Origin of the sequence: Pseudonocardia zijingensis (assembly GCF_042657305.1) — a bacterium.
Classification (GTDB): domain Bacteria; phylum Actinomycetota; class Actinomycetes; order Mycobacteriales; family Pseudonocardiaceae; genus Pseudonocardia; species Pseudonocardia zijingensis.
This window is the reverse complement of sequence record NZ_JBHSKO010000001.1, coordinates 72,821-96,520: the sequence shown is the minus strand read 5'-3', so window position 1 is coordinate 96,520 and position 23,700 is coordinate 72,821. Positions and strand designations below refer to the sequence as shown.

Below are 23,700 nucleotides of genomic sequence, written 5' to 3'. Positions count from 1 at the left end.
ATCCCCTGGATCGGGCCCGGCGCACCCCTTACGCTGCGGCCTGACCGGACCGGCTCCTCGCGCTCGCCCCGCACGGGGGTCCCCGAGCGAGCACCGAGGGGGCACGGATGGAGGCACACCTGCCGGGGTCACCACCCGGGAGCGACTCGGGCGAACCCTGGCACGAGGCTCTGCTCGAGCTGCTCGACCGGTCCAACCTGCTCACCGGCGACCGCATCGCGGGCACGCTCGACGAGGTGCTGGCACCGCTGCAGCTGCGCCCGGACGTCTACCTGGTGGACCACGAGCAGGTCGTGCTGCGCCCGCTGCGCTCCACCGGCGCCCAGCCGGTGCGGGTGGACGGCACCCTGCCCGGCCGGGCCTACCAGCTGGGATCGGTGCTGGAGGGCCGCGAGGACGACCGCCGCGTGCTCTGGGTGCCGCTGGTCGACGGCGTGGAGCGGTTCGGGCTGATGCGGGTGCTCGTCCCGCCCGGCTCACCCGCGGCCGCCGACCCGCGGCTCGGCGAGTGGTGCACGATCATCTGCGGGACGCTGGCCCACGTGCTCGCGTCCAAGCTGCGCCAGAGCGACCACCTCATGACGGCCCGGCGCACCAAGCCGATGTCGGTGGCGGGCGAGCTGCTCTGGCAGCTGCTCCCGCCGCTCACCGTCGGCAACGAGTCGCTGGCGATCGCCGCCGTCCTCGAACCGGCCTACGCGGTCAGCGGCGACGCCTTCGACTACGCGATCGGGGCCACCGACGCGTACTTCGCGATCTTCGACGCGTCCGGGCACGACCTCACCGCGGGTCTCACCACCTCCGTCGCCCTGGCCGCCGCGCGCACCGGCAGGCGCGAGGGCCTCGGCCTCGCCGCGCTCGCCGAGCGCATCGACTCCGCGCTCATCGAGCAGTTCCCCGACTTCCGCTTCGTCACCGGCGTGCTGGCCCGCCTCGACCTCGCCACCGGCCGCCTGAGCTACCTCGTGGCCGGGCACCCGGCTCCGGTGCTGGTCCGCAGCGGGCGGGCGGTGCGGACGCTCAGCGGCTCCCGCCGCACGCCCTTCGGGCGGATCGCGACGCTCGCCCCGCAGGTCAACGACCCGGCCGAGGAGTACCTGGAACCCGGGGACCTGCTGCTCCTGCACAGCGACGGCGTGGTGGAGGCGCGGGACGCGACGGGCGCCGAGTTCGGCATCAAGCGCCTCGTCGAGTACACCGAGCGCGCGGCGGCCGACCGCCTGCCCGCCCCGGAGACCCTGCGCAGGCTCACCCTCGCCGTGCGCGAGCACCGCGGGGGCAAGCTGCGCGACGACGCCACGCTCGTGCTCGTCGAGTGGTCGGGCGGCGCCGCCGCCCGGTTGGTCCCGCGCGTCGCCCGGTGAACCGGCGGCCGCGAGGTCCACGTCCGGCGTCGGCATAGGGTTGGCGTCGTGGATCCCGCCTCGCCGTCCGAGCTGTTCGACCCCTCCGCGTGGCGCCCGGTCGAGGGCTTCGACTTCGCCGACATCACCTACCACCGGGCCGTGGACACCGGAGCCGTGCGGATCGCGTTCGACCGCCCCGACGTCCGCAACGCGTTCCGCCCCGGCACCGTCGACGAGCTCTACCGGGCCCTCGACCACGCGCGGCAGACCCCCGACGTCGGGTGCGTGCTGCTCACCGGCAACGGGCCGTCCTCACGCGACGGCGGGTGGGCGTTCTGCTCGGGCGGCGACCAGCGGATCCGCGGGCGCACCGGCTACCAGTACGCCTCCGGCGAGACCGCCGAGACGGTCGACCCGGCCCGGGCCGGGCGGCTGCACATCCTCGAGTGCCAGCGGCTCATCCGGTTCATGCCGAAGATCGTGATCGCGGTCGTGCCCGGCTGGGCGGCGGGCGGCGGGCACTCGCTGCACGTCACCTGCGACATGACGCTCGCGAGCGCCGAGCACGCCCGGTTCAAGCAGACCGACGCCGACGTCGGCTCCTTCGACGGCGGCTTCGGCTCGGCCTACCTCGCGCGGCAGGTGGGCCAGAAGTTCGCCCGCGAGATCTTCTTCCTCGGCCGCGCGTACACCGCGGAGGAGGCCCACCGCATGGGCATGGTCAACGCCGTGGTGCCGCACGCCGACCTGGAGAAGGTGGCGCTGGAGTGGGCGCGGGAGGTCAACGGCAAGTCGCCCACGGCGCAGCGGATGCTGAAGTACGCGTTCAACCTGATCGACGACGGACTGGTCGGCCAGCAGCTGTTCGCGGGTGAGGCCACCCGGCTGGCCTACATGACCGACGAGGCCGTCGAGGGCCGGGACGCGTTCCTGCAGAAGCGGGACCCGGACTGGTCCGCCTACCCGTGGCACTACTGACGCGGGGAACGGCGCGATGAGCGGGCTGCGGGCCGTGCCCGTCGACGGTTCGCCGGGCGCCGTCCGCGCACTCGCCGACGCCCTGCGCGCCGCGCTCGACGGGGGCCCCGCGGTGCTGCCCGTCGCGCCGGGGGACGCCGCCGCCGCGGGCGAGCCGGGCGAGGGGGCCGCGGTCGTGATCGCGACCTCCGGGTCGACGGGCGCCGCCAAGCACGTCGTGCTCTCCGCGGCCGCGCTGCGGGCGTCCGCGCAAGCCACGGCCACACGGCTCGGCGGCACCGCACGGTGGCTGCTCGCGCTGCCCGCCCAGCACGTGGCCGGCGTACAGGTGGTGGTCCGCGCCCTGCTCGCGGGTGCCCCGCCCGTGGTGCAGGACCTGCGCGGCGGCTTCCGCCCGGACGCGTTCGCCGCCGCCACGCGCGAGCTCGGCGCGGGCCGCCGCTGCACGAGCCTCGTGCCCACCCAGCTGGGCAGGCTCCTCGACGCCGGTGGCGCCGCCCTCGACGCGCTCCGCGGCTACTCCGCCGTGCTCGTCGGCGGGGCGGCCCTCGCGCCGCGGCTGCGCGAGCGGGCCCTCGCCGCGGGCGTGCCGGTCGTCACGACCTACGGGATGAGCGAGACCGCGGGCGGCTGCGTCTACGACGGCGTCCCGCTCGACGGCGTGCAGGTCGACCTGGAGACCGACGGGCGAATCCGGCTCGGCGGCCCCACCCTCGCCACCGGCTACCTCGGTGATCCCGCGCTCACCGCGGCCGCGTTCGGCGGCGGGTGGTTCCGCACGGGCGACCTCGGCCGCTGGCGCGATGGGCGCCTGGAGGTGCTCGGGCGTGCCGATGACGTCATCCTCACGGGCGGCGAGAACGTGGCCCCGGCCGCCGTCGAGCGGGTCCTCGTGGCGCAGGACGGGGTGACCGCCGCCTGCGTCGTCGGGCTGCCCGACGCCGAGTGGGGGCAGCTCGTCGCGGCGGCCGTGGTGGCCGACGGTCCGCTGGACCTGGCGCGCGCCGAGCGGCTGCGGGACGCGGTGCGCGCCGAGCTCGGCCGGGCCGCGGTGCCCCGGGTGCTGCGCGCCGTCCCGGCGATCCCGCTGCGGGGCATCGGCAAGCCCGATCGGGCGGCCACGGCCGCGCTGCTCACCGCCGACACCGGCGGTGCCCGAACCGGTGGCTCGCCACACCCCCGGAACGGGTGACCTCCGCCTACACCCCTTCGGGCTCGTCACGCTGGGTTGATTGACGACCGCCGATCGGATTCGGTCTCCTGCCACGTGGGACACACCCGTCACACGAGCACCAGGGGGCGAGACATGAAGTGGGGCGTCGCCACCGCGCTGCTCGGCCTCGCGAGCAGCCTCGCGCTCGCCCCCACCGCCGCCGCCGAACCCGACCCGCCCGCGACGTCCTGGACCGCTGACCTGCACAGCGGCGAGTCCGCGGGCGTCGTGCTCGACGGGGACGAGGCCCGGATCGACCCCGCCACCGCGTTCGTCGCCGTCACCGAGGACGCCCCCACCGGCGCCACCGCCCAGCCGACCGGCCTGCTGACCTTCCCCGCCCGCACGCTCCCGGCCGCCACCGACCACGTCGCCGTCACCGTCACCGGGCGGGTGCCCGCGGGCACCACCGCCACCGTCGACGTCCGGGCGCGGCGCCCCGGCGGCGGGTGGACGGAGTGGGTCCCGGCCGCGCCGGCACCCAGCGGCCCGGCGGTGCCGCTGCCGGTGGCGAGCGCCGAGGTGCAGGCCCGGCTCGTGCTCGCAGGCGACCCGGCGGACGGGCCGGCCGTGCGCGAGGTCACCCTCACCGCCGTCCCGGCCCCACCCGGGCGTGCCGAGTCCGACGAGCGGGAGAGCGCACTCTCCTACCACGTGTTCGCCACCCGTGAGGGGCTCGTCGGCGGCCGCACCGCCAACGGGCACGTGATCGCGGAGCGCGACCACTTCGTCGCGCTCCCGTCCCGCCGAGCCCTGTCGCCACGCGGCAAGAGCGACTACTCGGTGCGGGTGTGCGCGCGGGGCCGGTGCGCGTTCGCCCCCGTCTGGGACGTCGGGCCGTGGAACACCCGCGACGACTACTGGAACCCGAGCTCGAAGCGCCAGGAGTGGCGGGACCTGCCGCAGGGGAAGCCGCAGGCCCAGGCCGCCCACCAGGACGGGTACAACGGCGGGCGCGACCAGTACGACCGCAAGGTCGCCAACCCGGCAGGCATCGACCTCGCCGACGGGCTCTTCTGGGACGCGCTCGGGTTGAAGAACAACGCCTGGGTGGACGTCGAGTACCTGTGGACCGGCGCCGAGCACCTGGCCCGGGTGCGGGACGCCACGGACGTCCACGCCGCCCCGGACCCGGCGGCCGAGGTCGTCGGGTTCGCGGCGGGCCGGGCGTCGGTACCCGTGCAGTGCGCGCGGGACGGCTGGCTGCGCGTCGGCCCCGGCCAGTACGTGGCGGCCGCCGCGGTGCCGGACCCGCCGCAGGTCGGCGACTGCCCCCGCACCGCGCCCTGACGGACGCGGCACTCGCCCACTGAGACGGGAGACTCGCCCCACCGAGACGGGGGACTCGCCCACCCCCGGCGCGAGTCCCCCACCTCAGCGGGCGAGTCTCGCGTCGCGCGAGCCGAGGAGCGCGTTCGGATGCCCCTACCGGGGCCGATAACGTGAACGGGTGGCCACGATCGCGCAGTGGGTGGAGGGTGCCCGACCACGCACCCTGCCCACCGCCCTCTCCCCCGTCATCGCAGGCACCGGAGCGGCGATCGGGCACGGCGTCGTCGCGCCGGGACGCGCGTTGCTGGCGCTGGTCGTCGCGGTCTCGCTGATGATCGGTGTGAACTACGCCAACGACTACTCCGACGGCATCCGCGGCACCGACGACGAGCGGGTGGGCCCGCTGCGGCTGGTGGGGTCGCAGCTGGCGGCTCCGGCGACGGTCCGCACCGCGGCCTTCTTCGCGTTCGGGTTGGCCGGGGTGGCCGGGCTCACGCTGATCTCGCTCAGCGGGCAGTGGTGGCTGATCGCCGTGGGCGTGCTGTGCATCGTGGCGGCCTGGTACTACACCGGCGGCTCCCGCCCCTACGGCTACCTGGGCTTCGGGGAGATCGCGGTCTTCGTCTTCTACGGCCTCGTCGGCGTCCTCGGCACGGTGCTGACGCAGAGCGGCCCGCCGGGGGCGCTCGCCGTGGTCACCGCGATCGGTGTCGGGATGCTCACGAGCGCCGTGCTGGTGGCCAACAACCTGCGCGACATCCCCACCGACGCCGCGGTGGGCAAGCGCACGCTCGCCGTGCGGATGGGCGATCGGGACACCCGCCGCCTCTACGCGGCGCTGATGCTGCTGCCGTTCCTGCTGTCGATCGGCGCCGCGCTGCGGAGCTGGCCGATGCTGCTGGCGCTGCTGGCCCTGCCGTTCGCGGTGCTGCCGATCCGGGACGTCCTGGGCGGCGCGGAGGGCAAGAAGCTCATCCGCGTGCTGGCCCAGACCGGAGTGCTGCTGCTGGCCTGGTCACTGCTGACCGCGATCGGCCTCGCGGCCGGCCGGTTCGTCTGACGCGACGAGCGGTTCCTCCGCCGTCGGCTCGGCCAGAGCGTCACCGCGGAGCTTGGCCCGGAGGGCTTCCCGTTCCCGGGCCCTGCGCTCCCGCGTGGCGTTCAGCGCCGCGTCCAGCCGCCCGCGCAGACCGCGGAACAGCACCATCGACAGCGGCAGCGCCACGATCAGGGCCACGAGCAGCGCGATCAGGAACGGGACGCCGGCCACCAGCAGCAGCGCCGTGACGAGAGCCACCAGCCCGACGCGCGCGGCCGTGTAGAGCCCCACGGTGGCGGCCAGCCCCGGCTGCCGGTCCGTGGGTGTCGGCGACGTCGTCATACTCCGAGCGTACGACCGGTGCGCGAGACTGTCCCGGGCAGCCACGCCTGTCCGGTTCGTCCTTGAAGAGCCCTTTACCTACGGACAACCGTTCGAGTACCTGGGGTCCGAGGTGTCACGATGGCCCGGAAGCACTGCCTTCTGGGAGGTCATGGATGTCGATCACGGCGCACACCGGCAACAACGAGCGTCTGCTCACCCCCGGTGAGGTGGCGGCGCTCTTCCGGGTCGACCCCAAGACGGTCACCCGCTGGGCGTCCGCGGGGCGGATCGGCTCGATCCGCACGCCGGGCGGCCACCGCCGGTTCCGCGAGTCCGAGGTGCGCAGCATGCTTGCCGACCTCACGAGCGAGGCCACCCTGCCCCCCGCCCGCCCCTGAGCGCGCCCCGCTCACAGCACTTCACGCCCACACCGCGCGTCCTCGGCTAACCTCGGCGGCGGAGGTGGTTCGACAATGCTTTTCCTCATCGCATTCGTCGGCGCCGCGATCATCGCTCTGGTGCTGTGGAAGGCGATGAACTCCGGTGCCGTCGAGTTCCCGCAGCCGCAGCGGCGCGGGCTGGTCGCGAGGCCGTCCCGGACGCCCCGGGTGAGCGGCCCGGACGACGATCCCGACTTCCTGCGTCAACTCGACGAGAAGGTCCGCAGGCGCGACGAGCCGCCCGGCGCCTGATCCGGTCGGCCTCCGGCCCTCAGGCCGGTGGCCCCTCGAAGGCGTCGGCCACTTCGGCCGCCAGCTCCAGCAGCGCGAGCCGGGTGGCCGGCTCGAGCCGGTCGAGATCCACCTCGGCGCCCTCTTCGAGGTGGGCGTCGAACGGGATCCGCGCCACCGTGCGGCAGCGGGCCGCGAAGTGCTCGGCCACCTTCGCGAGGTCCACCCCGCCCGCTGACCGGTGCACGCAGTTGATCACGGCGACGGAGTTCTTCACCAGGTCGCCGTGGCCGTGGGCGTCGAGCCAGTCCATGGTGGCCGAGGCGCTGCGCGCCCCGTCGATCGAACCGGACGACACGATGATCAGCTGGTCGGCGAGGCCGAGCACGCCGTACATCGCCGAGTGCATGAGCCCGGTGCCGCAGTCGGTGAGCACGATGTTGTAGAAGTGCTCGAGCAGTGTGACGGTGCGCCGGTAGTCGTCCTCGCTGAACGCCTCCGACACAGCCGGGTCCTGCTCGCTGGCCAGCACCTCCAGCCGCGACGGACCCTGTGACGTGTACGCGCGCACGTCGCTGTAGCGGCGCACCCGCTGGGCGTCGCGCAGGAGGTTGCGCACGGTGGCGCTGGTCTCCAGCGGGATCTTCTGGCTCAGCGTGCCCCGGTCCGGGTTGGCGTCGACCGCCACCACGCGGTCGCCCCGCAGGGAGGCGAACGTGGCGCCGAGCGTGGCCGTGACGGTGGTCTTGCCGACGCCGCCCTTGAGGCTGAGGATCGCGATCTTGTAGCAGCCGAGCAGCGGGCGGTTGACGCGCGCGGTGAGCTCGCGCCTGCGGACGTCGGCGGGGCTCTCACCCGGATTGATCAGCCGGCCGGACAGCAGGTAGACCAGCCGCCGCCACCCCGACTGCGGCGGCCTGCGGGTGGGCGCCAGCACCCGTGCGGTGGCCAGGTCGGGGCGCGCGGCGCGGCTGCTGCGCGCCTGCTGCGCCTCCTGGGCCGCCACGGCGCCCGGGTCGGTCCAGCGCGCGGTGCCGCGCGGCGGGGTGCGGGGGCCTGCGGGCGGCGGTGCCGCGGGCGCTTCCGGCGCGGGTGGATCGGTCCTCAGCTGCTGCGGCATCGTGGCGTCGCCCGCGCCGGTGTCGGCCGGCTGCGCCACGTCGGAGTCGGGGTCGGGGCGGGGTGCGGGCGGCTCCGGTGGAGCGACGGGCGCCGATGCGGCCCGCGATCCGGTGGCGCCCCAACGTTCACGGACGTACCGGCCCACGGATCCGTCCGGGTAGTCCCGATCGTCACCGGTTTGACGCTCTGTCATCAGTACATCCCGCCGAGCGCGTTGAGTCGACCGTTGAACCCCCACACGGACGCCGACGGTAGTCGGCCGACTCCCCGGGGTCGAGTCGCGGTCGGGTGGAGCCGTGTCACTCGGCGTCAGCCCACCCCGGCGTACGAGTGCAGACCGGCGACGACCATGTTGATGAAGAAGAGGTTGAAGACGATCGTAGCGAAGCCGGCGACGTTCACCCACGCCGCCCGACCGGTGCGCCAGCCTGCGGTGGCCCGCGCGTGCAGGTACGCCGCGTAGATCACCCAGGAGACGAACGCGACGGTCTCCTTCGGGTCCCAGCCCCAGAACCGGCCCCAGGCCGCCTCGGCCCAGATGGCGCCGGTGATGATCGCGAACGTGAACAGCGGGAACGCGATGATCGTGACGCGGTAGGCGAGCCGGTCGAGCGCATCGGCCGCGGGCAGCTTCGCGGCCGCCTCGGGCAGCAGGCCGGACCGCCGCAGCAGGAACAGCAGGCTCACGACACCCGCCACCACCAGCAGGCCGGACGAGATGCTGATCGTGCTGACGTGGATGCTCATCCAGTACGAGCGCAGCGGGGGTACGACCGGGCCGGCGGGCACGTAGAGCACCGAGCCGGCCAGCGCCATCAGCACGAGCACGGGGAACAGCACGAACGGGCCGGCGGGGCGCACCGCGGGCGAGCGGCGCAGCACCACCAGCCACGTCACCACCGCGGCGAGGCAGATCGCGGAGATGAACTCGTACATGTTGCCCATCGGCCACCGCTCGGCGGCCAGCCCGCGGGTGGCGAGGGACACGAGGTGCAAGGCGGCGCCGAGCAGGGTGACCGCGACGGCCATCCGGCCGAACCGCTCGGGCCGGGCGCTTGCCGGAGCCTCGGCCGGTGCCTCCTCCTCCGGCCCGCCCGCGCCCACCAGCACGGGCGAGGTGGCCCGCGCCGCGGCGAACTCCACGGCGTGGAGGATCATGGCCAGTGCGAAGACCCCCGCGGCCGCCACGAAGAGGCGATCGCTGAAGGTCGCGAGTTCGACGAGCACTAACTCTCCTCCTGTGGTGCGTCCAGCAGATCCGCCCGCAAGCGGTCGAACTCCTCGCCGTAGCCCGCGCGATCGGTGCGCGCGAGCCCACCGATCTCGACGACGGTGCGGGCGCCGTCGTCGACCGGGGTGAGCCGGGCCCAGAACCTGCGCCTGCGGATCGTCAGCGACAACCCGAGGCCCGCCAGCAGGAGCACGGCGAAGACCAGCACGGCCTCCTGGCCGGGGTCGTGGCTGATCTGCAGGTACGCCCAGTTCTGCACGCCGTCGAAGCGGACCACGGTGCCGTCGTCGAGGGTGAGCGACTGGCCCGGCACGAGGTTGGCGCGCGCCACCCGGACCAGCGCGCCCGAGTCGACCATCCGCTCGTCGACCTGGAAGATCGACTGGCCGCGGCCGTCGTCCAGCCCGAGGTCGCCGCGCAGCACGTCGACCGCGACCTCCGGGGCGAGCAGCGCCGGGAACACCGAGGTGACGACGGTGCCGCCGGAGGACGTGGGGGCGAACAGCCCGGTGACGGCCAGCTGGGACGTGCGCCGCCGCTCCTCGTCGGTGACGCCGGGCGGCTCGAACTTGGTCGCGCCCTCGGACAGCAGGGTGGCCTGGTCGACCGGCCGCCACTGGATCTCGCCGGTGCGCTGCTGCCCGTCCGGCCAGGTGACCGTGAACCGCGGCGCGTACCCGTGGCCGAGCAGGTAGACCCGGTTGCCGTCGACCCGCAGGGGGTGGTTGACCTCGAGCTGGTGGGTGCGCCACTGCTCGACACCCGCCTCGACGTCCTCCGCGCTCTGGTAGGCGAGCGTGCCGCGGAAGCTCTCCGCCTGCCCGTTCGGCTGGAAGTCGGCCTGGAAGTCGTCGAGACGCACGCAGAACGGCGTGAGGTCGGTGCCGTCGACGCGCAGCCCGGCCCGGAACGTGTCGTAGCCGAGGATGCCGGTGTTGCAGAACTGGCCACCGCCCGCCATGACGATGACCTGGCCCTCGTAGCCGAAGAGCTTTCCGGCGCCGAACCCGAGGAGCAGCCCGATCAGGCTGAGGTGGAACAGCAGGTTGCCCGCCTCGCGCAGGTAGCCCTTCTCCGCGGAGACCGTGCGCGTGGCCCCGTCCTCCCGCTCGGCCCGCCGCCAGCCGCGCAGCAGGGAGCGGACGCGTTCGGCCGCCTCGTCGACGCCGACGTCGAGGGTGGCGCTCGCGTGGTGCGGCATCCGCGCGAGGTTGCGCGGGGTGACCACCGGCGCCGCCCGCATCGCACCCGCGTGCTCGACGGTGCGCGGCAGCACGCAGCCGATCAGCGAGATCATCAGCAGCAGGTAGATCGCGGCGAACCAGGGTGCGGCGAAGACGTCGAAGAACCCGAGGCGGTCGAGCGTGGGAGCGAGCCACGGGTAGTCGGCGAAGTACTGGTCGACGAGCTGCTGGTTGAGCGATCGCTGCGGCAGCAGCGCTCCGGGCAGCGCGGCGAGCGCGAGGAGGAACAGCAGCACGAGCGCCGTGCGCATGGAGGTGAGCCCACGCCAGGTGTTGCGCAGCAGCGCCCACGCCCCCGCGAGTGGCGGTGGCCGGTCCCCCGAGCCGCGCTCCGGGCGCGCGCGGGTGGGGCTGTCGGTGGACGTCGGCATCTAGAGCACCGGGACGAAACCGGCGACGGACACCTGCAGCCGGGCGAGCAGGACGCCCCACACGCCGGTGACGAGCAGGACCCCGACCAGCACCATCAGCGACCCGCCCGCGAGCTGGATCGCGCGGGTGTGGCGGCGCAGCCAGCCCAGCGCGCGCACGGCCCGCGACGCGCCGAGCGCGATGAGGACGAACGGCAGCCCGAGGCCCGCGCAGTAGGCCACGGTGAGCACCACACCGCGCAGGGAGCCCCCACCGGTGCCCGCGGCGACGGCCACGACGCCCGCGAGCGTGGGCCCGATGCACGGCACCCAGCCGAGACCGAACACCGCGCCGAGCAGCGGAGCACCCCACACGCCCGCACGCGGCACCCAGTGCACCCGCTTCTCCCGCTGGAGCACCGGCACGAGGCCGACGAACGCCAGCCCCATCGCGATCATCACGACGCCGCCCACGCGCTGCAGCACGGCCTCGTTGGCCACGAGCGCGTCGGCGAGCCAGACGACGCCCGTGAGGATCGCGCCGAACACGGCCGTGAAGCCCGCGACGAACAGCGTCGCGGCCCCGGCCACCCGGAACCGGCCGGAACGGCGCTCACCCGCCTCGGTGAGCGTGGCGGGCGGCGCGTCCGCGCCGACGAGACCGGCGAGGTAGGCGAGGTAGCCCGGCACCAGCGGCACCACGCACGGCGACGCGAAGCTCACCGCGCCGGCCAGCACGGCCACGGCGGCAGCGAGCAGCAGCGGTCCGGAGACCGCGAGCGTCGTCGAGGGGTCCATCACCCATGAGGGTAGGCCGCGTGCTAATGGGCCCGCGCACCGGGTTCTACGACTTGTAGTGGAAAGCCGACGAAGCTCAGGCGGTCGGGGGCGGCTCCGCCTGCAGGCGCTGGACCAGCGGCATCAGTTCGGGCACGCGGACCTGCGTGAGGAACACGGCGGCCACGCGGTGCTGCTCGTCGAGCACGAGCGTGGACGGCACGGTGTTGCGCGGGTAGCCGCTGAGACGGGCCAGCACCCGGCCGGGCGGGTCGAAGATCGAGTCGAAGGTGATCCCGCGGTCCCGGACGAAGTCGGCGGCGGCCTGGCGCTCGTCGCGGACGTCGATCCCGAGCACGGCGGCGCCGGTCTGGTCCTGCACGAACTGCAGGCCCGGCATCTCCTCCCGGCACGGGCCGCACCACGAGCCCCAGATGTTGACGATCACGACCTTGCCCCGGTGGTCGTCCAGGCCCACCGTGGCGCCGTCGCGCTGCAGGCTCTCCCCCGAGAAACGGGGCACCGTGCCGCGGCTCTCCGGCGGGTCGTAGAGGATCGTGGTCTGCCCGCCCGGCGCGACGAACTGGAACTCCCCACCGGTGGCGACCGCGTCCTTGGTGGCGGAGCACCCCGCCAGCAGGAGCGCGGCCAGCACAGCGGCGAGCAGGCGGATCATGCGCCCGTCTGCGCGGGGTCGCTGGCCCCCGCGGGCTCCGTGTAGCGCACCTGCGTGATCTCGGTGCCGGTGAACACCAGCGAGGTGAGCGACGCCAGCGCGCACTGCCTGCGCCGCGGGTCGTGCCACAGCCGCTGCCCGGTGACGAACCGCCGCAACGTCCAGATCGGCAGCTGGTGCGACACGCACACCGCCTCGTGGCCCTCCGCCAGCTCGCGCGCCCGGTGCACGGCGGCCAGCATGCGATGTGCGATCTGCAGGTACGGCTCGCCCCACGAGGGCGTGAACGGGTCGCGCAGCAGCGGCCAGTGGCGCGGGCTGCGCAGCGCACCGCCCCCGACCGAGACGGTCTGGCCCTCGAACCGGTTGTCGGCCTCGATCAGCGCCTCGTCGGTGCGCACCTCCAGGCCGTGGAGCGCCGCCACCGGGGCCGCGGTCTCCTGCGCCCGCTCGAGCGGGGAGGCGATCACGGCCGTGATGTCGGCGTCGGCCAGCGCCTTCGCGACGATCTCCGCCTGGTTGCGGCCGTTCTCCGAGAGGTGGAAGCCCGGCAGCCGCCCGTAGAGGATGCCGGTGGGGTTGTGCACCTCGCCGTGGCGCAACAAGTGGACGACCGTGCGTGGGCCGCTCACTGCGCGGCCTCCGCGGGCGCGGTGGCCGTGGCCGCCGCCTTCGCCGCCGCCGGGAGCGCGTCCGCGATCGCCTGCCACGTGTCGTCGTCGAGGGCGGCGGAGACGAACCACGCCTCGAACGCGCTCGGCGGCGGGTACACGCCGCGGGCGAGCAGCGCGTGGAAGAAGGCGGGGAACCGCCACGTGGCCGCGGCCTGCGCACCCGCGTAGTCGTGCACCTCGTCCTCGGTGAAGAACACCGACAGCAGGTTCCCGGCGAACTGGACGCGGTGGGGCACGCCCTCGGCGCTCAGCGCGCCACCGATCAGACCGCCCAGCCGCGCGGCATTCGCGTCGAGCGCGGCGTAGACGTCGGCGTCGGCGTGCCGCAGGGTCGCGAGGCCCGCGGCGACGGCGACGGGATTCCCGGACAGCGTGCCGGCCTGGTAGACCGGCCCGGCCGGGGCCAGGTGGGCCATGTGCGCCGCAGGCCCGCCGAACGCCGCGGCGGGCAGGCCGCCGGACATGACCTTGCCGAACGTGTAGAGGTCGCCCGCCACCCCGTCGAGCCCGAACCAGCCGGACGCCGACACCCGGAAGCCGGTCATCACCTCGTCGACCACCAGCAGCGCGCCCGCCTCGTGGCAGAGCTCCCGCAGGCCCGCGTTGAAGCCGGGCCGCGGGGCGATCGCGCCCATGTTGCCCGCGGCGGCCTCGGTGATCACGCAGGCGATCTCGGACCCGCGTTCGGCGAACACCGCGCGCACCGCGTCGAGGTCGTTGTACGGGAGCACGATCGTGTCGGCGGCCTGCGCTCCGGTGACGCCGGGGCTGGTGGGCAGGCCGAGCGTGGCCACCCCGGAACCGGCCTGGGCGAGCAGCGCGTCGACGTGTCCGTGGTAGCAGCCCGCGAACTTGACGACGGCGCGGCGACCGGTGATCCCCCGGGCGAGGCGGATCGCGCTCATGGTGGCCTCGGTGCCGGAGTTGACCAGGCGCACCTGGTCGACGGGCTCGACGCGGCCGATGATCTCCTCGGCCAGCTCCACCTCGGCGGGCGTCGGCGCCCCGAAGGACAGGCCCTGCCCCGCGGCGGCGCGCACGGCGTCGACGACGGCCGGGTGCGCGTGCCCGAGGATCATGGGGCCCCACGAGCTGACGAGGTCGACGTAGCGGTTGCCGTCGGCGTCGGTGAGCCACGGCCCGGACGCGGACACGATGAACCGCGGGGTGCCCCCGACCGCGGAGAACGCCCGGACCGGGGAGTTCACCCCGCCCGGGATCGCGGCGGACGCCCTGTCGAACAGCCGACGCGAGGTCTCGGTGCGCGCGGCGGTCTCGGGGCCGGACTGGATCGGCGAGCTGGCCACGGGTGCCAGTCTCACATCCGCTCGTGCGCGGGTGCGGGCCGGGACCGGCTCGTCAGCGCCGGCTCGCGAACCAGCGGCTCGGCTCCGGCAGGAAGGTGATCACGGTGCCACCGACCGACAACGCCGCGATGACCAGCAGGAACACCAGGCTCCCGATGTCGGCGGCAGCGCCGGTGAACATGCTGGCGAGCAGGAGGAGGGTGTACCCGACCGTCATGATCGTCAGCACGATCCGCGCCCAGTTGCGGCCGAGGAACGTGAGCACGGCGAACAGGACGTAGAGCGCCGCCATCAGGAGGATGAAGCCCGCGGCGCCCCGCAGCGCCGTGACGACCGTGTCGCGGGTGAGGCCGGCCTGCGCGAGCTGCTCGTCGATCCCCGGTGGGAGCGCGCCGGCATCGATCGGCATGGCCAGCATCACGGCCCCGACCGCGAGGAACGGCAACGTGCTGAGGATCAGCATCACGAGCGAGAGGACCATGAGGCCGGGCCGCGAGACCCGCCCGCCGTCCGGCTCCCCGAGGCCGGCCACCTCCCCGCCGAGCGGCGTGGCGCCGTACTGGCCGGGCTGCCCGTAGGGGTTGTACTGCTGCTGCGGCTGGCCGTACTGGCCCGGCTGCCCGTACTGACCGGGCTGCCCGCCGTACTGCTGGCCGGGCTGGCCGCCGTACTGCTGCCCGGGCTGCCCGTACTGGGGCTGGCCCTGCTGCGCGTACGGGTTGTACGGGGGCGCCTGGCCGTACTGCGGCTGTGCCGGCTGGCCGTACTGCCCCGGCTGCCCGTACTGACCCGGCTGGGCGTACGGCTGCTGCCCCGGTTGGGGGTAGGGCTGCTGCCCGTACTGGCCGGGCTGGCCGTAGGGCTGCTGAGGGTACTGGCCCGGTTGCCCGGACTGGTCCGGTTGCCCGGACTGGCCCGGTTGCCCGGACTGGCCCGGTTGCTGCCCGGCAGCACCCGTCTGCGCCGACCCGTCGCCCGCGGGAGCGGCGCCCGGCTGCTCCTCAGGCTGTTGTGCCCCGCTGCGCGGGTCGGAGGGTGTGCTCACGGCGTCACCGTAGGTCTGCGCGTCTGCGCCTGTCCACGGGCCATCAGTCCTTGCGGTTGTGGATGTCCTCGGACATCCGCACCACGGCGTAGAAGAACTCCAGCGTGACCCGGAAGAAGATCAAGTAGAAGAGCAGCGCGATGCCGCCGCCGATCAGGGTGACCAGACCGACGCCCACACCCTGGACGAAGCCCGAGATGAGCACCCCGATGTACACCAGGCCCAGCAGGACCATGCCCACGATGTAGAGGATCTTCACCACGGCCGGGGTGGCGAAGCTCTTGAACTCGAAGTCGAAGAGGGCCGCGAACGGGTTGCTGCCCTGCCCCTGCTGCTGCGCACCGGGCTGCCCTGGCGGCGGGCCGTAGGCGCCGGGCTGCTGCTGCCCGGGCGGCGGGTAGCCGCCCCAGGCCGGCGGGGACTGCTGCTGCTGGCCGAACCCGCTCGGGTAGGGGGGCGGCTGCTGCTGGCCGCCCTGCCAACCCTGCTGGCCGGGCTGGTACTCGCCGGGATTCCCCGGGTCGTTGCTCATCGCAGTTCCTCCACCTGATCAATGGGGCCGTGATCGTAACCCTTGATCGCGCATCGCGCCGGAGCCCCGCACGAACAAGCGGTTGCGAACGGGTCACAGCCGGGCGGCGACCTCCGTGGCCCAGTACGTCAACACGATGTCGGCACCCGCCCTGTGGATACCGGTGAGCGTCTCGAGAACGGCCCGGTCGCGCTCGATCCACCCGTTCGCCGCGGCCGCCTCGACCATCGCGTACTCGCCGGAGACCTGGTACGCGGCCACCGGCACGTCGGACACCTCCGCGACCGCGCGCAGTACGTCGAGGTAGGCCATCGCCGGCTTGACCATCACCATGTCGGCGCCCTCCTCGAGGTCGAGGGCGAGCTCGCGCAGCGCCTCGCGCACGTTGGCGCCGTCCTGCTGGTAGGTCCGGCGGTCGCCGGACAGCTGCGACTCGACGGCCTGCCGGAACGGCCCGTAGAACGCGGACGTGTACTTCGCGGTGTAGGCGAGGATGGCGGCGTCGGTGTGGCCCGCGGCGTCGAGCGCCTCCCGGATCACCCCGACCTGGCCGTCCATCATCCCGCTCGGCGCCACCACGTGGGCGCCGGCCTCGACCTGCGCCACCGCCATGTCGGCGTACACGGCGAGGGTGGCGTCGTTGTCCACCCGCCCCCGGTCGTCGAGCACCCCGCAGTGGCCGTGGTCGGTGAACTCGTCGAGGCAGGTGTCGGCCATCACCACGGAGGCGTCGCCCACCTCGGCGCGCACGTCGCGCAGCGCGACGTTCAGGACGCCGTCCGGGTCGATGCCGGCCGAGCCCGTGGCGTCGTGGCTGGTGGGCACGCCGAACAGCATCAGCCCACCGACACCTGCCTCGACCGCCTCCGCGGCCGCCTTGCGCAACGAGTCGCGCGTGTGCTGCACGACCCCAGGCATCGACGGGATCGGCACCGGCTCCGCGGCACCCTCCTTGACGAACATCGGCAGCACCAGGTGCCGCGGCCGCAGGTCCGTCTCGGCGACGAGCCGCCGGAGCGCCGCGGTGGTGCGCAGGCGCCGGGGCCGGTGGGTGGGAAACGCCATGCGCGCCAGCCTACGACCGAACCCGTGAGTGGATACGAGTGCTCCAGCACTCGTATCCACTCACGGGGGGTCGAGCCTCAGCGGCGGCGGGCCTTCACCTTCCGCGGCGGCGGGAGGGCACCCTCGGCGCGGAGCTTGGCCGCGTGGGCCGCCAGCGCGTCGACCAGCGCGGGAACCCGCGGCTCCGCAGGCTGCACGTCGACCCGCAGGCCGAACTCGCGGGCGGTCTCGGCCGTCTGCGGGCCGATGCAGGCCACGATCGTGCGTGCGTGCGGCTTGCCCGCGATGCCGACGAGGTTGCGCACCGTGGACGACGAGGTGAAGCACACCGCGTCGAACCCGCCGGTCTTGATGGCCTCGCGGATCGGGGCGGGCGGCGGCGCGGCACGCACCGTGCGGTACGCGGTGACGTCGTCGATCTCCCAGCCGCGCTCGCGCAGGCCCGCGGCGAGGGTCTCGGTGGCGATGTCGGCGCGCGGCAGCAGCACGCGGTCGACCGGGTCGAGCACGTCGTCGTAGGGCGGGAAGATCGCCAGCAGCCCCTCGGAGGACGACTCCTGGCCCTCGTTGATCGAGGGGACGAGCTCGGGGTTGATGCCGAACCCGCGCACCTTCTCCGCGGTGGCCTCGCCGACGCAGGCGATCTTCACGCCGGAGAAGGCCCGGGCGTCGAGCCCGAACTCGGCGAACTTCTCCCACACCGCGCGCACCGCGTTGGTGGAGGTGAACACCACCCACTGGTAGCGGCCGTCGACGAGGCCCTTCACCGCGCGCTCCATCTGCGTGGGCGAACGCGGCGGCTCGACGGCGATGGTGGGCACCTCCTCCGCGGTGGCGCCGTGCACCGCGAGGCGGTCGCTCATCGCGCCGGCCTGGTCCTTGGTGCGCGGCACGAGCACGCGCCAGCCGTAGAGGGCCCGCGACTCCCACCAGGACAGCTCGGCGCGCAGCCCGACCTCGGCACCGATGGTGACGATCAGCGGCCCCTCGAACTCCGCGGCGTCGGACGCGAGCGTGGCGAGCGTGCCCTGCACGGTCTTCTGCGTGGTGTGCGTGCCGTTGACCGTGACGGCCACCGGGGTCTGCGCGGGCACGCCGTGCTCGGTGAGCGACGCGGCGACCTCGGGCAGGTGCGACGCGGTGGCGTGCAGCACGTACGTGCCGGGGGCGGCGGCGAGCCGCGGCCAGTCGACGCCCGCGCGCACGTCGGCCTCGAGGTGCGCGGACCCGAGCGGCACGCCGGCGTACGCCGGCACCGCGGTGGCCGCGGGCACGCCCGGGACGACGTCGAACGGCACACCGGCGGCGGCGACCGCGATGGCCTCCTGCACGACCGAGTCGACGGTGAGCGGGTCACCGCTGACCAGCCGCGTGACGCTGCGGCCGGAACGCACCTCGGAGACGAGGTCCTCGGCGATGTCGGCGGGCTGGCCGACGGCCGGGCGCACCTCCGCGCCGTCGGCGGCGAGCGCGAGCAGCTGGTCGGGCACGTCCGAGTCGGTGACGACGAGCGGAGCGCCCGCGAGGGCCTCCCTCGCGCGGACGGTCAGCAGGCCCGGGTCGCCGGGGCCACTGCCCACGAAGGCGACCCGTCCCGGGTTGGGCGAAGGTGTCATCTCGGAACTCCCGATCCAGCGTTTCTCGGAAGGGCATCGAGGCCCCCCATGTCGAGCAGCTCCGCGGCCAGCGCCGCGCCGAGCTTCTCGGCGTCGTCCATGTCTCCGGTGACGGAGGCGCGCAGCAACGCCCCGTCGGTCGTGCCGACCACCGCCCGCAACGAGATGCGGTCGACGGCCTTCCCGTCGTCGTCCAGATCGGAGACGACATCAGCCAGCGCACCGACGGGCGCGCTGCAGCCCGCCTCGAGGGTGGCCAGCACCGCGCGCTCGGCGACCACCGCGGCCCGGGTGGTCTCGTCGTCGAGGACGGCGGTGAGCGCCTTGCCGAGCTCGACGTCCTGCGCCCGGCACTCCACCGCGAGCGCACCCTGAGCGGGCGCGGGCAGCATCTGCAGCGGGTCGAGCAGCTCGGTGGCCTCGGCGAGGCGCCCCAGCCGGGTGAGCCCCGCGGCCGCGACGACCACACCGTCGAGCTCGCCCGAGCGGACCTTGCCGATCCGCGTGTCGACGTTGCCGCGGATCGGGACGACCTCGAGCCCCAGGCCCAGCGCGTCGAGCTGCGCGATGCGCCGAGCCGCGCCGGTGCCGATCCGCGAGCCGGGCGGGAGCTCGCCGAGCACCATCCCGTCGCGGGCCACCAGTGCGTCGCGGGGGTCCTCCCGCCCCGGCACGGCCGCGAGGTGCAGCCGCGGGTCGGGCGCCGTGGGGAGGTCCTTGTAGGAGTGCACCGCGACGTCGACGTCGCCGCGGGCCAACGCGTCGCGCAGCGCCGACACGAAGACGCCGACGCCCAGCTCGGCGACCGGCGCCGACGAGCGGTCGCCGGACGTGCGGATCCCCACCAGCTCGCACTCGTGGCCCGCCGCGCGCAGCCGGTCGGCGATGATGCCGGTCTGGGCCATGGCGAGCGCGCTCGGCCGGGTGCCGATACGCAGCTTCATGCGTCCTGCCCCTCGGGGGAGTCGGTGCGGGCCTCCAATGCGGCGAGCACGTCGCCGCTGCGCTGGACCGCCACGGCTGCCGGCGTCTGCGGGTCGAGCTCGAACAGCGCCCGGAGCGCGGCCGCGTAGCTGTCGCCGTCGGGCCCCTCGGCCAGCTTCTTGACCTGCACGGTGGGGGTGTGCAGGAGTTTGTCGACGACCCGGCGGACGCTGCGGCCGAACTCCTCGCGCACCTTGGGTTCGAGGTCCGGCAGCCGCGAGTCGAGCCGCAGCAGCTCGGCGTCGATCACCTCGGAGGCGCGCCTGCGCAGCGCGGTGACGGTGGGGGTGACCTCGGCGGAGCGCTGCGCGGCCAGGTAGGCCTGCGCCTCCTCGGCCACCAGCTCCTGGGCGGCGGCCACGGCGGCGCCCCGCGTGCCGGCCGCGAGCCTGCGCTGCAGCGCGGCGAGGTCGACCACGGCGACGCCGGGCAGCTCGGCCACGCGCGCGTCGACGTCGCGGGGCAGCCCGAGGTCGCAGATCGCGAGCTGCCGCCCGGACCGGCCCGCCACCGCAGCGGCCACCACGTCGAACTCGACGACGGTGCCGACGGCGCCGGTGCAGGCGATCAGGAGATCGGCGGCGGCGAGCTCGGGAACGAGGTCGCCGAACCCACCGGCGCGCGCCGGCGTGCCCTGCGCGCGCGTGTTCTCGGCCAGCCGCTCGGCCCGGTCGGCGGAGCGGTTGAGCACGGCGATCTCCGCGACGCCCGCGCGCCTCAGGTGCGCGGCCGCGAGCGAGCCCATGGCTCCGGCCCCGACGACGACGGCGCGCCGCCCGCCGAGGTCGCCGCCCAGGCCGGCGGCGGCGTCCGCGAGCGCCTCCGACACGACGGACGCGCCTGCCGTGTCGATCCCGGTGCTCGCGTGCACCCGCTTGCCGACGCGCAGCGCGTGCTGCGCGAGCTCGTGGAGGGTGCGCCCGACGGTGCCCGCCTCGTCGGCGGTGGCGTACGCGGAACGGAGCTGGCCGAGGATCTGGGCCTCACCGACCACCATCGAGTCGAGCCCCGCCGCCACCGCGAACAGGTGCTGCACGGCCGAGCCCGCGTAGTGCACGAAGACGTGGTCGGTGAGCTCGGTGAGCGACATCCCGGAGTGGCGGGCGAGCACGGCGGAGACGTCGGAGAGACCGCCGTGGAAGGCGTCGACGACGGCGACGACCTCGATGCGGTTGCACGTGGAGAGCAGCACGGCCTCCGACACGTGCTGCCCGCGCAGCAGCTCCTCCAGCAGCTTCGGCACCTCGGCGGCACCGACCGCGGCCCGCTCCAGCACCTGCACCGGCGCACTGCGGTGGGACAGCCCCACGACCAGCACACTCATGGGACAAGCCTCCCCGCCCCGTTGACCGGGTGGCCGTTGACCACCCCGGTCTGCTCGGCTGCCGCCACGTGCTTGCGCGCCACGTGGAAGGCCAGGATCTGCAGCTCCACCGCGAGGTCGACCTTGCGCACCTCGACCTCGTCGGGCACCTGCAGCACGGCGGGCGCGAAGTTGAGGATGCAGCGCACGCCGGCGTCGACGAGGAGGTCGCAGACGGCCTGCGCGCCCTGCGCGGGGGTGGCGATCATCCCGATCGTGACCCCGCGCTCGGCGCACACCCGGGGGATCTCGCGGATGTGCTCCACGAGGATGCCGTTGATGTGGATGCCGACGAGGTCGGGGTCGACGTCGAACAGTGCGGCGACCGGGAAGCCGCGCCCCCCGAAGCCGCTGTAGCCCGCGAGCGCGTGGCCGAGGTTGCCGATGCCGACGAGCGCGACGGCCTGCCGGTGGTTGAGCCCGAGGGTGCGCTCGAGCTGGTGCACCAGCGCGGCCACCTCGTAGCCGACGCCGCGGATGCCGTACGAGCCGATGTAGGAGAGGTCCTTGCGCAGCTTCGCCGGGTTGACGCCGGTGGCGGCGGCGAGCTCGTCGCTGGACACCGTGTCGGCGCCCTCCTCGGCGAGCTCGCCGAGCTTGCGCAGGTAGACCGCGAGCCGGGCGACACTGGCCTCGGGGATGGACCGCAGCCGGGCGGCCGCACCCTCGGAGCCGGCATGCGGCGGCTTCGTCACGCTCAACGTCTCCTCGATGCTGCTGGGCCCGGTGCTGCCGGCGACGGCGGCCGACCGCGTCGCCTGATGCATTCCAGCCGAAAACCCCGGGTCCGGGTGTTGACGGCGACTGGATTACACGGTAGTCGCTTGTGAAGGCACGCACAAAGTTGCGATCTTGAACGCGATCGTGCTCGAACCCGCCTCCCGCCACGCCCGACCGATGGTCGCCCCGCGGTTGCCGCTCGTCGCGGGCGCGCCGCCGAGGCAGGTCACCCGCGCCGGTCGGCCCGCAGGCGGCCGGAGGCCCCCGGCGGGACGTGACCACCGCCACCGGACCCGAGGTCATCCGCGGTGTCGGCGCAGCCACGCCACCCGCGGGCCGCCGCGTCCGGGCCCACCGCGCGACCACGCACCCTGCGGGGCACCCGCCGATCGACGATCGGCAGTTCCGGCCCGTCGAACGGCTCGGTGAACGGTTCAGCGCACGTCTCAGCGAGCGTCTCAGTCGAGCGAGAACGACACGTCCGGCCACCCGGTGGCGCCGTCGGGGACGGTGTCGGCCACCACGCCGGTCTGCACCACCCCGTCGGCCGAGGTCGCCCGGCTCCGCACGTCGTGGCCACCCGGCCCGAGGTCGAACTCGGCCCGCCACATCCGCCACGTGTCCCCGCTCACCTCGGTGGCGAGCTCCGCGTCCTGCCACGGCCCGCCGTCGACGCTCACCTCGACGCGCCCGACCCCCGTCGGCTGCGACCACGCGATCCCGGCCACCGTGACGCGGCCCGCAGGCAGCACGGCGAACGCCCGAGGGTGGTCGATCCGCGACTGGGTCTTGATCGGACCCCGCTCCGCCCATCCCCGTTGCAACCAGAAGCCCTTCTTGGCGGAGAACGTCGTGAGCTCGAGGTCGGTGACCCACTTGGTGGCCGAGACGAACCCGTACAGCCCGGGGACGACCATCCGCACCGGGAAGCCGTGCTCGAACGGCAGGGCCTCGCCGTTCATGCCGAACGCGAGCATCGCCCCGCGCCCCGGCTCCATCAGGACCTCGACCGGCGTGCCGGTGTACCAGCCGTCCACGCTCGTGGAGAAGGCCTGGTCGGCGCCGGGCCGCACGCCCACCTCCAGCAGCAGCTCGCGCAGGTCCACGCCGGTGAACATCGCGGTGGAGATCAGGTCACCGCCCACCGGGTTGGACACGCACGTGAGCGTGACCGGGCGCTCGACCAGCGGCCGCGCCAGCAGGTCGTCGAACGTGATCGTCCGCTCCGCGTCGACCATCCCGTGGATGCGCAGCGACCAGTCCTCCGCGGCCAGCACCGGCACCCGCAGCGCCGTGTCGATCCGGTAGAAGTCGGCGTTCGGTGTGAGGAACGGCGGGGTGCCCTGCTGGGGGAAGGCCGCCGTGGCCGGGATCGCAGGCGCCGGCTCGGCGAGCCGCGCGGACGCCACCCGCGTGGTGACCGCACCGCGCAGGTCCCCCGTGCCGCGGCCGAGCCACAGGCCCGCACCGCCTCCGGCCAGGGACGCCACGCCCACCGCGGCCGCCGAGCGCACCAGCAGCGCCCGCCTGCCGGGGTCGCCGGGGGCGTCGGGCCCCTGCGCGGCGTCGAGCGCGAGCGCGTGCAGCTTGCGCATCACCGCGACGCCCACCACGAGCGCCGCGGTCGGGGCCAGCACGTCCAGTGGGGCGAAGGTCGGCTGGAACAGCACCGCCGCGAACCCGAGCACGCCCAGCACGATCACCACCACGACACCCGGCACCGGACTCCGCCGGGACGCGAGGCCGCCCGCCGCCGCGACGACCGCGGTCACCAGGCCCGTGCCTGCCAGCAGCACGGGCTTGTCCGCGGTGCCGAACGCGGCCTTGGCGAACTCGACGAGCCCCTGCGGGGCCAGGCGCACGACCGCGTCGCCCACGGCGAGGTACGGCGACGACGCGGGGGCGACCAGGCCCGCCACCAGCTGCCCGGCCGCCACCGCCGCGGCGACCGACAGCACGCCGACGAGCGCCGCCCACCCCGACGGGATCTCCGGTGCGGCGGGCCCCTCGGCCCGGCGCGGTGCCTCCGTGGTGCTCACGCAGACCAGTCTCGCCCCGCGCGGGCCCCGGGAATGTGACGATCCGGGGACGCCTCGGATTCGGCGCCCGAAGTTCAGGATCGCCACGTTCCTGAACCTGGAGGACAGCAAC

General features: G+C 74.5%; 23 protein-coding genes. 7 read left to right on the top strand and 16 right to left on the bottom strand.

All coding sequences use genetic code 11. The annotated features are described in order from the left end of the window. Nucleotides 1-107: 107 nt before the first annotated feature. From ACFPL3_RS00505 to ACFPL3_RS00485, 5 genes are all read left to right on the top strand, one after another. Complete coding sequence (locus ACFPL3_RS00505) at nucleotides 108-1,364, top strand: PP2C family protein-serine/threonine phosphatase (RefSeq protein WP_343937763.1); 1,257 nt, start codon at nucleotides 108-110, stop codon at nucleotides 1,362-1,364. Between the two features lie 48 nt (nucleotides 1,365-1,412). Next, nucleotides 1,413-2,324 (top strand): 1,4-dihydroxy-2-naphthoyl-CoA synthase, encoded by a 912-nt coding sequence (locus ACFPL3_RS00500; protein WP_343937765.1) that lies wholly within the window; start codon nucleotides 1,413-1,415, stop codon nucleotides 2,322-2,324. Between the two features lie 16 nt (nucleotides 2,325-2,340). Next, on the top strand, nucleotides 2,341-3,516 hold the full coding sequence (gene menE, locus ACFPL3_RS00495) for an o-succinylbenzoate--CoA ligase (protein WP_379588338.1): 1,176 nt from the start codon (nucleotides 2,341-2,343) through the stop codon (nucleotides 3,514-3,516). 114 nt (nucleotides 3,517-3,630) lie between these two features. Further along, a complete protein-coding gene (locus ACFPL3_RS00490) occupies nucleotides 3,631-4,827 on the top strand; it encodes a hypothetical protein (RefSeq protein WP_343946572.1) in 1,197 nt (398 codons plus the stop codon). 160 nt (nucleotides 4,828-4,987) lie between these two features. Then, the gene (locus ACFPL3_RS00485; RefSeq protein ID WP_343946571.1) at nucleotides 4,988-5,869 is read left to right on the top strand and encodes a 1,4-dihydroxy-2-naphthoate polyprenyltransferase; all 882 of its coding nucleotides are present in this window, start codon (nucleotides 4,988-4,990) and stop codon (nucleotides 5,867-5,869) included. Here ACFPL3_RS00485 and ACFPL3_RS00480 read toward each other — a convergent pair. After that, the gene (locus ACFPL3_RS00480) at nucleotides 5,825-6,190 is read right to left on the bottom strand and encodes a DUF4229 domain-containing protein (RefSeq protein WP_343946570.1); all 366 of its coding nucleotides are present in this window, start codon (nucleotides 6,188-6,190) and stop codon (nucleotides 5,825-5,827) included. The genes ACFPL3_RS00485 and ACFPL3_RS00480 overlap by 45 nt on opposite strands. A 161-nt stretch (nucleotides 6,191-6,351) precedes the next feature. On the opposite strand from ACFPL3_RS00480, the gene ACFPL3_RS00475 reads away from it, so the two are divergent. After that, the gene (locus ACFPL3_RS00475) at nucleotides 6,352-6,570 is read left to right on the top strand and encodes a BldC family transcriptional regulator (RefSeq protein ID WP_343946574.1); all 219 of its coding nucleotides are present in this window, start codon (nucleotides 6,352-6,354) and stop codon (nucleotides 6,568-6,570) included. 75 nt (nucleotides 6,571-6,645) lie between these two features. Continuing rightward, nucleotides 6,646-6,864 carry a hypothetical protein gene (locus tag ACFPL3_RS00470; RefSeq protein WP_343946569.1) on the top strand — a complete coding sequence of 73 codons (219 nt, stop codon included), beginning with the start codon at nucleotides 6,646-6,648 and terminating at the stop codon, nucleotides 6,862-6,864. A 19-nt stretch (nucleotides 6,865-6,883) separates the two neighbouring features. Here ACFPL3_RS00470 and ACFPL3_RS00465 read toward each other — a convergent pair whose 3' ends face one another. The 15 genes from ACFPL3_RS00465 to ACFPL3_RS00395 all read right to left on the bottom strand — a co-directional run bounded on the left by ACFPL3_RS00465 (nucleotide 6,884) and on the right by ACFPL3_RS00395 (nucleotide 23,588). Continuing rightward, entirely contained in the window at nucleotides 6,884-8,158 is a 1,275-nt protein-coding gene (locus ACFPL3_RS00465; RefSeq protein ID WP_379588337.1) for a MinD/ParA family ATP-binding protein, read from the bottom strand. Between the two features lie 116 nt (nucleotides 8,159-8,274). Further along, nucleotides 8,275-9,192: a c-type cytochrome biogenesis protein CcsB gene (gene ccsB / locus ACFPL3_RS00460; RefSeq protein WP_343946071.1), complete on the bottom strand. Its 918-nt coding sequence runs from the start codon at nucleotides 9,190-9,192 to the stop codon at nucleotides 8,275-8,277. Continuing rightward, on the bottom strand, nucleotides 9,192-10,811 hold the full coding sequence (gene resB / locus ACFPL3_RS00455; protein WP_379588336.1) for a cytochrome c biogenesis protein ResB: 1,620 nt from the start codon (nucleotides 10,809-10,811) through the stop codon (nucleotides 9,192-9,194). Before resB ends, ccsB begins: the two co-directional genes overlap by 1 nt. Next, nucleotides 10,812-11,588, bottom strand: coding sequence for a cytochrome c biogenesis CcdA family protein (locus ACFPL3_RS00450; RefSeq protein WP_343946072.1), 777 nt, complete (start codon nucleotides 11,586-11,588; stop codon nucleotides 10,812-10,814). A gap of 76 nt (nucleotides 11,589-11,664) precedes the next feature. Continuing rightward, a complete protein-coding gene (locus ACFPL3_RS00445; RefSeq protein ID WP_343946073.1) occupies nucleotides 11,665-12,243 on the bottom strand; it encodes a TlpA family protein disulfide reductase in 579 nt (192 codons plus the stop codon). After that, on the bottom strand, nucleotides 12,240-12,875 hold the full coding sequence (locus tag ACFPL3_RS00440; protein WP_343946074.1) for a histidine phosphatase family protein: 636 nt from the start codon (nucleotides 12,873-12,875) through the stop codon (nucleotides 12,240-12,242). Before ACFPL3_RS00440 ends, ACFPL3_RS00445 begins: the two co-directional genes overlap by 4 nt. Continuing rightward, a complete protein-coding gene (gene hemL / locus ACFPL3_RS00435; protein WP_379588382.1) occupies nucleotides 12,872-14,209 on the bottom strand; it encodes a glutamate-1-semialdehyde 2,1-aminomutase in 1,338 nt (445 codons plus the stop codon). Before hemL ends, ACFPL3_RS00440 begins: the two co-directional genes overlap by 4 nt. A 67-nt stretch (nucleotides 14,210-14,276) precedes the next feature. After that, entirely contained in the window at nucleotides 14,277-15,269 is a 993-nt protein-coding gene (locus ACFPL3_RS00430; RefSeq protein WP_343946076.1) for a hypothetical protein, read from the bottom strand. A gap of 43 nt (nucleotides 15,270-15,312) precedes the next feature. Next, nucleotides 15,313-15,801 (bottom strand): DUF4282 domain-containing protein, encoded by a 489-nt coding sequence (locus ACFPL3_RS00425; protein ID WP_343946077.1) that lies wholly within the window; start codon nucleotides 15,799-15,801, stop codon nucleotides 15,313-15,315. A 93-nt stretch (nucleotides 15,802-15,894) separates the two neighbouring features. Further along, nucleotides 15,895-16,866, bottom strand: a complete 972-nt coding sequence (hemB, locus tag ACFPL3_RS00420; protein ID WP_343946078.1) for a porphobilinogen synthase — start codon at nucleotides 16,864-16,866, stop codon at nucleotides 15,895-15,897. Nucleotides 16,867-16,943: 77 nt separating this feature from the next. Continuing rightward, complete coding sequence (locus ACFPL3_RS00415; RefSeq protein WP_343946079.1) at nucleotides 16,944-18,482, bottom strand: bifunctional uroporphyrinogen-III C-methyltransferase/uroporphyrinogen-III synthase; 1,539 nt, start codon at nucleotides 18,480-18,482, stop codon at nucleotides 16,944-16,946. After that, nucleotides 18,479-19,426: a hydroxymethylbilane synthase gene (gene hemC / locus ACFPL3_RS00410; RefSeq protein ID WP_343946080.1), complete on the bottom strand. Its 948-nt coding sequence runs from the start codon at nucleotides 19,424-19,426 to the stop codon at nucleotides 18,479-18,481. The genes ACFPL3_RS00415 and hemC overlap by 4 nt, the downstream gene beginning before the upstream one ends. Beyond that, nucleotides 19,423-20,790: a glutamyl-tRNA reductase gene (locus ACFPL3_RS00405; protein WP_343946081.1), complete on the bottom strand. Its 1,368-nt coding sequence runs from the start codon at nucleotides 20,788-20,790 to the stop codon at nucleotides 19,423-19,425. Before ACFPL3_RS00405 ends, hemC begins: the two co-directional genes overlap by 4 nt. After that, nucleotides 20,787-21,524: a redox-sensing transcriptional repressor Rex gene (locus tag ACFPL3_RS00400; RefSeq protein WP_343946082.1), complete on the bottom strand. Its 738-nt coding sequence runs from the start codon at nucleotides 21,522-21,524 to the stop codon at nucleotides 20,787-20,789. Before ACFPL3_RS00400 ends, ACFPL3_RS00405 begins: the two co-directional genes overlap by 4 nt. A gap of 483 nt (nucleotides 21,525-22,007) precedes the next feature. After that, nucleotides 22,008-23,588 (bottom strand): molybdopterin-dependent oxidoreductase, encoded by a 1,581-nt coding sequence (locus ACFPL3_RS00395; RefSeq protein WP_343946083.1) that lies wholly within the window; start codon nucleotides 23,586-23,588, stop codon nucleotides 22,008-22,010. Nucleotides 23,589-23,700 lie beyond the last annotated feature (112 nt).